General features: G+C 66.1%; 12 protein-coding genes. 10 read left to right on the top strand and 2 right to left on the bottom strand.

All coding sequences use genetic code 11. The features are described 5' to 3' along the window. The first annotated feature begins 2 nt into the window (after window positions 1–2). From EN850_RS16930 to EN850_RS16900, 7 genes are all read left to right on the top strand, one after another. On the top strand, window positions 3–845 hold the full coding sequence (locus EN850_RS16930; RefSeq protein WP_127870598.1) for a carbohydrate ABC transporter permease: 843 nt from the start codon (window positions 3–5) through the stop codon (window positions 843–845). Window positions 846–1,024: 179 nt separating this feature from the next. Further along, entirely contained in the window at window positions 1,025–1,846 is an 822-nt protein-coding gene (locus EN850_RS16925; protein ID WP_136091811.1) for a sugar phosphate isomerase/epimerase, read from the top strand. 3 nt (window positions 1,847–1,849) lie between these two features. Then, a complete protein-coding gene (locus EN850_RS16920; RefSeq protein ID WP_136091810.1) occupies window positions 1,850–2,926 on the top strand; it encodes a Gfo/Idh/MocA family oxidoreductase in 1,077 nt (358 codons plus the stop codon). After that, window positions 2,926–3,744: a sugar phosphate isomerase/epimerase gene (locus tag EN850_RS16915; RefSeq protein WP_136091809.1), complete on the top strand. Its 819-nt coding sequence runs from the start codon at window positions 2,926–2,928 to the stop codon at window positions 3,742–3,744. The genes EN850_RS16920 and EN850_RS16915 overlap by 1 nt, the downstream gene beginning before the upstream one ends. Beyond that, window positions 3,744–4,574 (top strand): alpha/beta hydrolase, encoded by an 831-nt coding sequence (locus tag EN850_RS16910; protein WP_136091808.1) that lies wholly within the window; start codon window positions 3,744–3,746, stop codon window positions 4,572–4,574. The genes EN850_RS16915 and EN850_RS16910 overlap by 1 nt, the downstream gene beginning before the upstream one ends. Continuing rightward, window positions 4,571–5,293 carry a ribulose-phosphate 3-epimerase gene (locus tag EN850_RS16905; RefSeq protein ID WP_136091807.1) on the top strand — a complete coding sequence of 241 codons (723 nt, stop codon included), beginning with the start codon at window positions 4,571–4,573 and terminating at the stop codon, window positions 5,291–5,293. Before EN850_RS16910 ends, EN850_RS16905 begins: the two co-directional genes overlap by 4 nt. Then, complete coding sequence (locus EN850_RS16900; protein WP_136091806.1) at window positions 5,290–6,312, top strand: ROK family protein; 1,023 nt, start codon at window positions 5,290–5,292, stop codon at window positions 6,310–6,312. The genes EN850_RS16905 and EN850_RS16900 overlap by 4 nt, the downstream gene beginning before the upstream one ends. Window positions 6,313–6,485: 173 nt before the next feature. On the opposite strand, the gene EN850_RS16895 is transcribed toward EN850_RS16900, so the two are convergent. Then, window positions 6,486–7,814 carry a dicarboxylate/amino acid:cation symporter gene (locus tag EN850_RS16895; RefSeq protein WP_127280707.1) on the bottom strand — a complete coding sequence of 443 codons (1,329 nt, stop codon included), beginning with the start codon at window positions 7,812–7,814 and terminating at the stop codon, window positions 6,486–6,488. Window positions 7,815–8,126: 312 nt separating this feature from the next. On the opposite strand from EN850_RS16895, the gene EN850_RS16890 reads away from it, so the two are divergent. Genes EN850_RS16890 through EN850_RS16880 form a run of 3 tightly spaced genes read left to right on the top strand, consistent with a single transcriptional unit; the run spans window position 8,127 to window position 11,751 of the window. After that, window positions 8,127–9,944 (top strand): ATP-binding protein, encoded by a 1,818-nt coding sequence (locus EN850_RS16890; RefSeq protein ID WP_136091956.1) that lies wholly within the window; start codon window positions 8,127–8,129, stop codon window positions 9,942–9,944. Further along, window positions 9,941–11,293 (top strand): sigma-54 dependent transcriptional regulator, encoded by a 1,353-nt coding sequence (locus EN850_RS16885; protein ID WP_136091805.1) that lies wholly within the window; start codon window positions 9,941–9,943, stop codon window positions 11,291–11,293. The genes EN850_RS16890 and EN850_RS16885 overlap by 4 nt, the downstream gene beginning before the upstream one ends. A 29-nt stretch (window positions 11,294–11,322) precedes the next feature. Beyond that, window positions 11,323–11,751, top strand: a complete 429-nt coding sequence (locus tag EN850_RS16880) for a GNAT family N-acetyltransferase (RefSeq protein WP_135881630.1) — start codon at window positions 11,323–11,325, stop codon at window positions 11,749–11,751. On the opposite strand, the gene EN850_RS16875 is transcribed toward EN850_RS16880, so the two are convergent. Continuing rightward, the gene (locus tag EN850_RS16875) at window positions 11,748–12,863 is read right to left on the bottom strand and encodes an anhydro-N-acetylmuramic acid kinase (protein WP_136091804.1); all 1,116 of its coding nucleotides are present in this window, start codon (window positions 12,861–12,863) and stop codon (window positions 11,748–11,750) included. The genes EN850_RS16880 and EN850_RS16875 overlap by 4 nt on opposite strands. Window positions 12,864–12,865: the final 2 nt, after the last annotated feature.

Genomic DNA, 12,865 nt, shown 5'->3' with positions numbered 1-12,865 from the left:
CCATGAGGAAACGAAACTCTGGCAAAGACAAGCTGATCACCGTCGCGCTGCATGTCGCTCTTGCGGCAGGGCTGTTCTTCGCGGCCTTCCCGATCTACTGGATGCTCAGCAGCTCGTTCAAGTCGAACACCGAAATCTTTGCCCTGCCGCCAACCATCCTGCCGAAGGCTTTCACGCTGGAAGCGTATGCCGCCATCCTTGGCGACCCGGTAAAGCTGCGCTTCTTCTTCAACAGCTACTTCGTGGCGGGAGCGGTGACCGTGCTGACGGTGCTGATCGCCTTGCTGGCGGCCTATGGGTTCAGCCGCTTCAACTTCCGCGGCAAGGGCAGCCTGAATACAATCATCATCAGCACGCAGACGATCCCGCCGATCACACTTTTGATCCCCTTCTTCGGGCTTGTCGTCTCGTACGGTATCTTCGACACCTATGTCGCGCTGATCCTGACTTACCTGGTGTTTACGTTACCCTATGCGATCCTTTTGATGACGGGATATCTGAACACCTTGCCCCGCGATCTCGATGAAGCAGTGGCTGTCGACGGCGGTAGCAGTTGGACCGCACTCTGGCGGGTGATCGTCCCGATTTCACTGCCTGGTATCGTGGCGACGTCGGTCTACACCTTTCTGTTGTGCTGGAACGAATTTCTCTTTGCCCTGACGCTGACCAAGTCGACGTCCATGCGCACCGTCCCGATCGGCATCCAGCTGTTGATGGGGCAGCACGCCTTCGAATGGAACCAGATGATGGCGATGAGCGTGCTCGGCTCGCTACCGCTCTTGCTCATCTACCTTGTTGCCCAGAGGTACTTCCTCGCCGGCATGACCGCGGGCTCGGTCAAGTAGGATGTTCATCCCCAGGAGAACTGACCCGCGTATTGCAATCGATGATTGGACCTTGTCTGCTGGCAGGCGATATCGCCGCGGCCTCGTCCGTCATCACCGTTCCGCTACTCGTGTTGTTCTTCTAGCGCCACATCATCGCGGGGCGGCATCAAGAGTAAGCGGTATCAAGGAATGAAAGGATGAACGTGAAAGACCTCAAAGTCGGCTGCCAGACCTTCACCTGGGAAATGCTGGGAGACCGGTTTACCAGCGGTCCCGACGATCTGTTGAAGGCGATCGCCGATGGCGGCTATGCAGGCATCGAGATCACCGACACCATGATCGGCCGCTATGCCGGCAAGCCGGCCGAGTTCGCCGCTGCCCTGAAGTCGTCCGGGCTGACGCTCGTCTCCTTCGCCTTCGGCTCACGCAGCGGCTTCACGCTGAAGGATCAGATCGGCACCGATCTCGAAACCGCCAAACGCTGGATCGACTTCGTCGCCGCCTTTCCTGGCGCGCTAGTGTCGATGGGCTCGGCGACCCTCGTCTCCGACGGGCCGCGCGACGGCAAATTCGCTATTGCCGCCGAGGTGTACAACAAGGCCGGCGAGCTCGGCCGCAAGGCTGGCGTCCAGGTGGCGGTGCATCCGAGTTCGCACCACAACACGCTGCTCTTCGACCGCGCCGACTACGACGCGATTTTTGCCTTGCTCGACCCCGACCTGGTCGGCTGGGTGCCGGACACCGGTCACATCCTGCGCGGCCACAAGGACATGGCCGACACGCTCACCACCTACCGTGACCGCATCCGCTACATCCACCTCAAGGACGTCGACGCCAGTGGCATCTGGGCGATGCTGGGCGAAGGCGTCTGCGACACACCTCAAGTCATCGAAATCGCCGGTACGGCGCCGCACTTCAACGGCTGGCTGGTGCTGGAAGAAGAATCCGACACCGCCGCCGCCGATCCGGCCGCGGCGGTCAAGACCAACCGCCAGACAATGCGCGGCTACGGGGCCTGAGCGATGATCAAGAAACAGGACAGACGCCTCAGGGTCGGCGTGCTCGGCTGCGGCCCGATCGCGCAGTTCGCGCATCTGGAATCCTGCGTCAAGGCCGGCAATGCCGACCTCTACGCTATCTGCGACGCGGCGCCCGATCTGCTCGCCCGCATGGGCGCCACCTACGAACCGCAGAAGATGTATCCCGACTATGACGCCATGCTCGCCGATCCGGAGCTGGAAGCGGTGATCGTCGCCACGTCGGATGCCTATCACGTGCCGATGTCGATCAAGGCGCTCGATGCCGGCAAGCATGTTCTCTGCGAAAAACCGATCGGCACCTCGGTGGAGGAAGGCGAGGCGCTGGCGGCGGCGGTCAGGCGCTCCGGCAAGGTGCTGCAGGTCGGCCACATGAAGCGCTTCGACCCGGCACTGGAGGCCGCGCGCGACTTCGTCCGCGACGAGATGGGCGAGGTGCTGGCGCTGAAGGCCTGGTATTGCGATTCCACCCACCGCTACACCAACACCGATGCCGTGCAGCCGCTGCCCGTCACCAGCAAGCTGGCGAAAAAGCCGGCGGGAAATCCCAAGGCCGATCTCAGGCAATATTTCATGCTGGCGCACGGATCGCATCTCGTCGACACCGCGCGCTTTCTGTGCGGCGACATCGTCGCCGTGCGTGCCCGCCTCAATGAGCGCTTCGGCGCCTATTGCTGGTTTGTCGAGACCGAATTCGCCAGCGGCGCGCTCGGCCATCTCGATCTGACCGTCGCCGTGCGCATGGACTGGCACGAGGGCTTCCAGCTCTATGGCGAGAATGGCTCGGTGATCGCCAAGACCTTCAACCCCTGGTACTTCCGCGCCAGCGAGGTCGACATCTTCCATGAGAAGGACGCGACCTCGCGAAAGCCGCTCGGCGCCGACGGCCATTTCTTCCGCCGCCAGCTCGAAGGCCTTGCCGACACCGTGCTCACCAGCGCGCCGATGCGCGGCGCCAATGTCGAGGACGGCATCGCCTCTATCCGCGCCATGGTGGCCATTGCCCGCTCTGTTGTATCAGGCGAACGGGTTGAACTCGCCTCGGTTTCGGGTGCCGTCTGATGCGCCTCGGCATCTTCGCCAAGACTTTTCCGGGCACCGACCCGGCTGCCGTCTTGGCCGCGGTCAAGCAGGCCGGATATGAGACGACGCAGTTCAATCTCGCTTGCGCCGGCTTGCCGTCGATGCCGGATGCAGTGCCGTCGGACGCCGTCGCTGCCATCCGTGTCGCTGCGCGATCGTCTGCCGTTTCGTTGGCGGCGCTCTCGGGCACCTACAACATGGCGCATCCCGACAAGGCGGTACGCGTTGATGGACTCAAGCGCCTGGCCGTGGTCATCGCCGCCGCCGCCGCCCTCGGCATTCCGCTGGTCACGCTCTGCACCGGCTCGCGCAATATCGCCGACCACTGGGCCTATCATCCCGACAACGCCGCGCCGGCGGCTTGGACCGACATGGCCGCCGAGATGGAGAAGGCGTTGGCGTTGGCCGAACGCGCCGGCGTCGATCTCGGCATCGAGCCCGAACAGGCCAACATCGTCACGTCGGCAAGCGATGCAACCCGGCTGATCGCCGAGATGGGCTCGAAGCATCTGAAGATCGTGCTCGATCCGGCGAACCTGTTCGAGCACGCGACACCCGACGGGGCCCGCGCCATCGTCGCCGCCGCGATCGACCAGGCCGCCGGCCACATCGCCATGGCGCACGCCAAGGACCGGCACGGTGACGGCCGCTTTGCCACCGCGGGGCAAGGCGTTGTCGACTTCCCGGATTTCGTCGCGCGGCTGAAGGGCGTGGGTTTCGATGGCGCGCTCGTCACGCACGGCTTGTCCGCCGACGAGGCTGCCGGCGTCGCCGCCTTCCTGCGAGGGTTGCTCTGATGGGCGCGGCGCCGACGATCATGCTGCGCGACGATGCAGCGCTCCGTGTCTTCGATACGGGGCAGGGCCTTCCCATCGTCTTCCAGCACGGTCTCGGCGGCGATGCCGCCCAGGTGGCTTTGAACTTTCCCGACAGCCCTTCGCGCCGGCGGCTGACCGTCGAATGCCGCGCGCAAGGCGGCGCCAGTGCCGGCAGCAAGCGTCCGTTCTCGATCGCGATGTTCGCCGATGATGTAATGAACGCGGCCGACGCAGCCGGAATGGAGCGTTTCGTCGCCGGCGGCATCTCGATGGGAGCGGCGATTGCGTTGCACCTGGCGGCCCGGCATCCCGATCGCGTCTCTGGCCTCGTACTGGTGCGCCCCGCCTGGGCCTTCGACGCGGCCCCGCAAAACATGCGCCCTTACGTCGAAGTGGCGCAACTCATCAACCGGCTTCCGGTGGACGAGGCACGCGCGGCCTTCACTTCCTCCGCGACTGCTGCCCACTTTCGCGGCGAGGCGCCGGACAATCTCGCCTCGCTGCTCGGCTTCTTCGCGCGCGAAAACGCGACCGTTTTTGCCGAGGTGATGCAGGCGATCGCCAATGATGGACCCGGCGTGACGCGAGCCGAAGCTGCCGGCCTTGCGATGCCCACGCTCGTCATCGGCAGCGGCATCGATCTCGTCCATCCCCTGGCGACCGCCCGCGAACTCGCTGAGACCATCCCCAAGGCGATCTTCACCGAGGTGACACCGAAGGCCACTGACAAGGATCGCCACTTCGCCGAAATCCGTGCCGCCATCGGCGGTTTTTTCGACAGAAATTTCAACAACCAGGACCAGTCATGATCTCGAAACCTTTGTCAGGCCCGGCCGCCATCGCCGCATTGCCGCGCGACCGTCTGATCGCCGAATTCTCCTCGTGGTCGGCCAATCTCGCCAATTTCGAGAGCGACCTCAAACGCATCGAACCCTATGTCGATCTGCACCACATCGACGTCGCGGACGGCCATTTCGCGCCGTCCTTCCTGTTTTTCCCCGATCTCGTCGCCCGCATTGCCAAGCTGACGGCCAAGCCCATCCATGTCCATCTGATGGTCGATGGGGCAATCGTCGAAGAACAGACGCGTCAGTTCATCGAGGCCGGCGCCGACATGATCAGCGTCCATGCCGAGAACGGCGAGGCGGGCCTGCGCGCGGTGCGGCTGGCGCGCGAACTCGGCGCCGAGGCCGGCGTCGTGCTGAGGCTGGAGACCCCGGTCGAGGCGGTGACGCCTTTCGTATCCGAGGTCGCTTTCGTAACGCTTCTCGGCACCGCGATCGGCGTCAAGGGCCAGGGCCTGTCGGAGAAGGCCTGTGACAGGCTGGGTGAGGCCCGCGCCATCCTGCGAAAGGCCGGCCGCGAGGCGGCGGTGGTGCTCGCCGCCGACGGCGGCATCCGCCACGAAACCGTGCCGTTGCTGCGCGTCGCCGGCGCCGAGACGGTGGTTCTGGGTTCGCTCGCTTTCGGCGACAAGGATCTCGCCGGCCGCATCGGCTGGCTGCATGGTTTGAAGGTCGCGGCATGAACATCGAAGCCGCCCTCGCGATCGATCTTGGCGGCACGGAGCTTCGTGCCGCTTTGGTCGACCGTGACGGCAAGATCCTGGCCTTCGCGGCGGTGCCGACGCAGGCGCAGGCCGGCCCCGACGTGGTGATCGGCCAGATCGAGGCGCTGGCCGCGACCATCCATGCCGAGGCGCCGGCACTGTCGATCCTAGGCGTCGGCGTCGGCGCGCCGGGTCCGCTCGATCCGCTCGCCGGCATCGCGGTCGGACCGCCGACGCTGGCCGGCTGGCAGGACGTGCCGCTGGCCGACATACTCGAGCGCCGGCTCGGCCTGCCGGTACGGCTGGAGAACGACGCCAATGCGGCAGCGCTCGGCGAATGGCGTTTCGGCGCCGGCCACGGCGCTCGCTCGCTGGTCTTCGTCACCGTCTCGACCGGGATCGGCGGCGGTGTCGTTGCCGACGGCCGCATCCTGCACGGCCGCCGCGGCCTTGCCGCCGAGATCGGCCACATGACCATTACCAACGAAGGCGAGCGCTGCGTGTGCGGCGTCGTCGGCTGCTTCGAGGCCATTGCCTCGGGTACAGCGCTCGGCCGCCGCGCCAACGCGGCGACGTCGCCCCTGGACGGCTCGACGCTGCGCCGCCTCTCGGCAAACGCCGAGGTGACCGGCCGCCACGTGGTCGAGGCGGCACGGCTGCAGGACGACCTCGCTGTGGCGCTGCTCGAGGAGGAAGCTCGCTGGCTGGGCGTCGGCTTCACCAACCTGTTGCATCTCTATTCGCCCGATGTGCTGGTCGTCGGCGGCGGCATCGCCAATGGCCTCGACCTGATGGCGCCCGTCATCGAGGCGACCATCCGCCAGCGCGCCATGCGCGCCTATCGCGACGTGCCGGTCGTCCAGGCCCAGCTCGGCCGCCATGCCGGGCTGGTCGGCGCGGCGAGCCTCGTCCTGTTCGACGATGGCGGCACGTTGACGGCCCGCATGCCTGCCGGCCCAAGCACATATCGGGAGAGGAGGAGGGACTTCAATGGCTGAGGTCAAGCTGCCCGGCCCTGTCTCGCCGCAAGTCGATCCGTCGCGCTGCTATCTTTTCGCTGCCGATGGCAAGGCCCTGGCGCCGCTGGGCAAAGCCGCCTGGCAGCGATGACACATGACAATGGCCGCAAGCGGTGTGCTTGCGGCCATGCTCCTTGGCATGAAACCGTGGATCACTCGGCGGGAACGATGTCCGCCGGCAGGCTGTCGTCGGCCGTGCCAGCCAGTGCCCGGGCCAGCTTGGCTTCGTCGAGCTCGCCTTCCCAGCGCGCCACGACCAGCGTGGCCACCGCATTGCCGACGAAGTTGGTCAGCGCCCGGCATTCCGACATGAAGCGGTCGACGCCGAGGATCAGCGCCATGCCGGCGACCGGCACGGAGGGAACCACCGAAAGCGTGGCGGCAAGGGTAATGAAGCCGGCCCCGGTGATGCCGGCGGCACCCTTCGAGGATAGCATCGCCACCAGCAGCAGCAGGATCTGATCCGATATCGACAGATGGATGTTCGTCGCCTGGGCGATGAACAGCGCCGCCAGCGTCATGTAGATGTTGGTGCCGTCGAGATTGAAGGAATAGCCGGTCGGGATGACCAGCCCGACCACCGAGCGCTTGGCGCCGGCCTTTTCCATCTTCTCCATCAGCGAGGGCAGGGCGGCTTCCGAGGACGATGTTCCGAGCACCAGCAGCAGCTCTTCCTTGATGTAGCGGATGAGCGACAGGATCGAGAAGCCGTTGTAGCGGCAGACCGCACCCAGCACGACGAAGACGAACAGGAACGAGGTCGCGTAGAAAGTGCCGACCAGCATGGCGAGATTGATGACCGAGCCGATGCCGTATTTGCCGATGGTGAAGGCCATGGCGCCGAACGCGCCGATCGGGGCTGCCTTCATCAGCACGCTGACCAGCTTGAACATCGGCGCCATCAGTGCCTGCAGGAAGTTGAGCACCGGCGCACCCCGGTCGCCGACCAGCGCCAGCGCGATGCCGAACAGCACCGAGAAGAACAGCACCTGCAGGATGTCGCCATCGGCGAAGGCGCCGACGATCGTGCCGGGGATGATGTTCATCAGGAAGCCGGTGACAGACTGGTCATGTGCCTTGGCGGCGTAGGTGTTGACGGTCGACGCGTCGAGCGTCGCCGGGTCGATGTTGAAGCCGGCGCCCGGCTGCACGACATTGGCCACGACAAGGCCGATGATCAGCGCCAGCGTCGAGAAGGTGAGGAAGTAAAGCATCGCCTTGCCGGCGACGCGGCCGACCTTCTGCAGGTCGCTCATGCCGGCGATGCCGGTTGCGACCGTCAGGAAGATGACCGGCGCGATGATCATCTTGACCAGCTTGATGAAGGCGTCGCCGAGCGGCTTCATGCTCTCCCCGATCGACGGATAGTAGTGGCCAAGCAGGATGCCGACGGTGATCGCCACCAGCACCTGGACGTAAAGCTGGGCATAGAGGGGCTTGCGCTGCGCGGCGGGCGCGGCGGATTGGTCTGCGATATGCATCGAACTCTCCCTGGCCGGAAGGGACGGACATGCGCCGTCCTGCGTGACTTCTCCCATCGCGGCGCTCCGGTTGCCCGCCGCTGGAAGAACTTTTGCAAGCGCCGTGCCAAATCGGAGGAAGGCCGGAATCCCCGGGTTTCGGCCGTTCCTGCCCCCGCTTTCGACGGAGACGTGTGCGGATTTCCGCACACGTCTTGTTTGCCCTGGCGGAATTTCGCATTAGACTGGGGGCCAAAGCCGTGCAGGGAAGGGAGAGGGCCGACGCCGCGACAGCGCATCGATAGCGAAACCCCTGGGTTTGCCGGCCGCGACCTGTTGCGCGAAGCGGTAGCGCGCCTGCGTGATGGCCGTTGGCTGCTTGCGGCAATCGCGCTCGCGGTGCTGGCCGGCGCGGTTGCCATTGCCGGCCGCATCGCCGCGGGCCAGGCGGCCGGCGAGCTGCGCGATGGGGCACTGGCCGCCTTGCCCCTGGCGGCGGGAACCTTGACCGGCGAAATCGAAAAGCAGCGTCTCGTGCCGCTGGTGCTGGCGCGCGACGATGCGGTGCGCGATGCGCTGCGCCGCGCCGGGAAGGTCGAGGAAACGGCTCTCGACGCCAAGCTGAAGGCGATAGCCGGCGATGCATTGGCCTCGGCCATCTATGTCATCGACACTGCGGGCATCGCGATATCGGCCAGCAATGCCGGCCAGCCGGACAGCTTTGTCGGCATCGACTATAATTTTCGCCACTATTTCACCGATGCGATGGCCAAGGGCGCTGCCAGTCAGTACGGCCTCGGCACGATCAGCGGCAAGCCGGGACTCTACCTCGCCGGCCGTGTCGACGATGCCGGCAAACCGCTTGGCGTCGCGGTCCTGAAGGTCGAGCTCGGCGGTGTCGAAGCCAATTGGCGCGCAAGCGGCTTTCGCGTTTTCGTCACCGACGAACGCGGCATCGTTCTGGCCACCAGCCAGCCCGACTGGCGGTTCCATGCGCTGGCGCCGCTCTCCGCCGCGGATGCAGCCGCCGCGCATGCCCAGCTTCAGTTGGACGCAGCCTTCGAACCGCTGCCGATACGGCGTGGCGCCGGTGATGGCCTGGCGACAATCGAGGAGGCTGGAAAATCGCGCCGGTTCGTCGAGGTGGTGCAGGACTTGCCTGGTGCCGTCCCCGGCTGGCGCCTATGGTTGCTGACGCCCGCCGATGCCGCCCTGACCGCCGCCGCCAACACGGCGCGCCTGACGACGCTGCTCGGGCTGTTGTTGACGGGCTTGCTTGCCTATGTGCTCACCCGGCGCCGCCGCACAAGCCGGCTGCGGCAGGAGGCGCTGGCCCGCATGAACATCGAGCTGGAGAGCCGGGTCAGCACAAGGACGGCCGAATTGACGCGATCGAATACGGCGCTTGCCGGCGAAATCGCCGAGCGCGAAAACGCCGAGGCCAAGGTCCGCCGGCTCCGCGACGATCTCGCCCAGGCCAACAGGCTCTCCATCCTCGGCCAGATCGCCGCCGGCGTCGCGCATGAAATCAACCAGCCGGTCGCCGCCATCCGTACCTATGCCGAGAATGCCGGCCGCTTTCTCGACGCCGGCAAGACCGAACCGGCGAGCGGCAATCTGACGTCGATCGTCTCGATGACCGAACGCATCGGCGCCATCACCAGCACCTTGCGCAGTTTCGCCCGCCGGCCCGGCGTCGCGGCATCGCCACTGCCGGTGCGTGAGGCGATCGAAGGTGCGCTGTCGCTCCTGTCCGGCCGCATCCGCGATTCCGGCGTCACCATCGTCAAGCCGCGCGGCACCGCCTCGCCATTGGTGATGGCGAGCCGCATCCGGCTGGAGCAGATCCTCGTCAACCTGTTGCAGAACGCGCTGGACGCCATGAAGGACCGGCCCGATCCCCGCATCGAGATCGACCTCGCCGAACGTGACGACCGGGTGCTGATTTCGGTGCGCGACAATGGTCCCGGCCTCGGGCCGGAAGCCGCCGGAAATCTGTTCATGCCGTTCCAGACCACCAAGGAGAAGGGGCTTGGCCTCGGCCTGGTGATCTCGCAGGAGATCGCCCAGGAATTGGGAGGCACGCTGCGGCTCGACCCCGACACCGCCGCCGGCGCATCCTTCACAATCGACTTGAGGCGGATCGAATGACCGAGGGATCAGGGCTGGTCGCGCTCGTCGACGACGATGCGGACCTGCTGCATGCCACCACGCAACTGCTCGAACTTGCCGGTTTCACGGTCATTGCACTGAAGGCCGCCGAAGCGGCGCTCGGCGTTGTCGACGAGAGTTTCGAAGGCGTGGTGGTCAGCGATATCCGCATGCCCGGCATGAACGGTCTGCAGCTCTTCGACCGCGTCAAGGCAGTTGACGCCGACTTGCCGGTGATCCTGGTTACCGGGCATGGCGATGTCGATCTTGCGGTCGCCGCGCTCAAGGATGGCGTCTACGATTTCATCCCGAAACCCTATGCGGCGGAGCGCTTGGTCGAGGCGCTGAAACGGGCATCGGAGAAGCGGCGGCTGGTGATGGAAAACCGGCGGCTGCGCGAAGCCGCGGCACTTGCCGCCGACGGTATGCCGTTGATCGGCGAGGCGCCCGCCATCCGCCGATTGCGCGAGACCTTGCGCCAGATCGCCGACATGGATGTCGACGTGCTGGTGGAAGGCGAGACGGGAACCGGCAAGGAAGTGGTGGCCGACCTCCTGCACAGATGGGGCAGGCGCCGTGCAAAGCCGTTCGTGGCGCTGAACTGCGGCGCCCTGCCGGAGACCGTCATCGAGAGCGAACTGTTCGGTCACGAGGCCGGCGCGTTCACCGGCGCGCAGCGGCGACGCATCGGCCGCGTCGAGCACTCCAGCGGCGGCACGCTGTTTCTCGACGAGATCGAATCCATGCCACCGGCCCTGCAGGTCAAGCTCTTGCGGGTGCTGGAAACGCGCAGCCTCACCCCCCTCGGCTCGAACGAGACACGGCGCCTCGATCTCAGGGTCGTCGCGGCGACCAAGGTCGATCTCGGCCGGCCGGATCAACGCGGCGATTTCCGCGAGGACCTCTATTTCCGCCTCAACGTGGTGACGCTGCGCATCCCGCCCCTGCGCGAGCGGCGCGGCGATATCCCGATGCTGTTCGGCCATTTCCTCGGCAAGGCCGCGGAACGCTTCGGCCGGCCTGTCGGCAAGGTGAATGCCGCCGTGAGCGATTATCTCCAGTCGCACGACTGGCCGGGCAATGTGCGTGAACTCGCGCATTTCGCCGATCGCGTCGCGCTCGGCCTTGGGCCCGATGACGAGGCCGGCGCGAGCCCCGCGCGGCCGGGGCCTGCCGCCGCGCTGCCCGAAAGGGTTGGGCAGTACGAGGCGCAGCTCATCCGCGACGCGCTACGCGACCATGGCGGCGACGTGCGCGGCGCCATCGACGCGCTCGGCGTGCCGCGCAAGACGTTCTACGACAAGCTCAAGCGCTATGGCATCGCCGCATCCCACTTCCGCCCCTCTTGATGCTTCCAACCGTGCAATCCGGAAAAACCATGAACACCACGCTCGAGACGACCGCCAATCCCATACCGGAAGACCTCGCCTTTCTCGGCGAGCGCCTGACGGCGTTCAACGACAGCGATGTCGGGGCTTCCCAGAGGAAGGCGCTGGCGGTGTTCGTCCGCGACGAGGATGGCGCGATCGTCGCCGGGATCTCCGGCTATACCGCCTGGGGCTGGCTCTATGTGCAATGGCTGTGGGTCGATGAAAGGCTGCGCGGCCGGCACATGGCTGGCCAGATGCTCGAGGCGGCCGAACAGGAAGCCGTGGCGCGCGGCTGCCACGGCGCGTTGATCGACACCTTCAACCCGAACGCCGACAAGGTCTACCAACGGCAAGGCTACCAGCCTTTCGGCACGCTTGCCGATTTCCCCGTCGGCCGCAGCCGCATCTTCCTGCAGAAGAAGCTGTCGCCCGCCTAGCCGGCGAGCTTACCGCCGCGCATGGGCTGCGGCGCCCCGGTGGTGCTTGGGAAACTGATCGGCAGACCGCGCAGGACGCGGACCGCGAGAAAAGCAAAACACTCCGCCTCCACTGCGTCGCCACTCCAGCCGAGGCTTTCGGCCAGCACCACCTCGACGCCGGCGCGGCTGGCCAGCATCGCCATCATCGTCGGGTTGTGGCGGCCGCCGCCACTGACCACCAGCTTCCTCGGCCGGCTGGGCAGGAGGTCGAGCGCCTTGCCTACGGCGCCGGCCGTGAAGGCGGTGAGCAGGGCCGCGCCATCCTCGGCATCGAGGCCGTCGGCCATGGCGGCGCCGAAATCGAAACGGTCGAGCGATTTCGGATAGGGCTTGCTCAGATAGGGATGCTGCAACAGCTTGGCGAGCCGGGCTTCGTCCACCTTGCCCGCGCCGCCCAGCGCGCCGTCGCGGTCCATTTCGCCGAGCCCTTTCGACTTGATGAAATCGTTGAGCGGCGCGTTGGCGGGGCCGGTGTCGAAGGCGATGACATTGTCGGCGCCGTCCCACCAGGTGATGTTGGCGACGCCGCCGAGATTGAGCACGGCCACCTCGCCACTGGCGCCGGCGCTGCGCATCAGCGCGGTGTGATAGGCCGCGGCCAGTGGCGCGCCTTGCCCGCCGGCGCGCATGTCGGCCGAGCGGAAATCATAGGCAACCTTGGTGCCCAATATCTCATGCATCAGTTCACCATCGCCGAGCTGCCGGGTCTGGCCGAGCCGCCCGACCTGCGGCGCCCGATGCAGCACGGTCTGGCCGTGGAAGCCGACGACGCCAATCTCGGCCATCGTCATGCCGTGGCCCTCGACCAGTTCCTTGACCGCCGCCGACTGGGCGCGCGTCAGCGCCTCTTCGGCCTTGCGGAAGATCGCCGGTTCTGGCCCGGTGAAATTCCAGGCCCTGGCCGCCGTCAGCGTCTCTTCCAGCAAGGAGCGGATCGATTGGGGATAGGGCATCAGCCGGTAGGTACCGAAATCGTCGATCCGCTCGCCGTCGGTCTTGATCAGCGCCACGTCGATATTGCCGTCAAGTACGGTGCCGGTCATCAGGCCGACGGCCCAGATTGGTTCCATGG

Source organism: Mesorhizobium sp. M8A.F.Ca.ET.207.01.1.1 (assembly GCF_004794715.1).
In the GTDB taxonomy this organism is placed as follows: Bacteria; Pseudomonadota; Alphaproteobacteria; order Rhizobiales; family Rhizobiaceae; genus Mesorhizobium.
The sequence above is the reverse complement of the archived record's forward strand: the minus strand, read 5'-3'. Positions and strand labels throughout refer to the sequence as shown.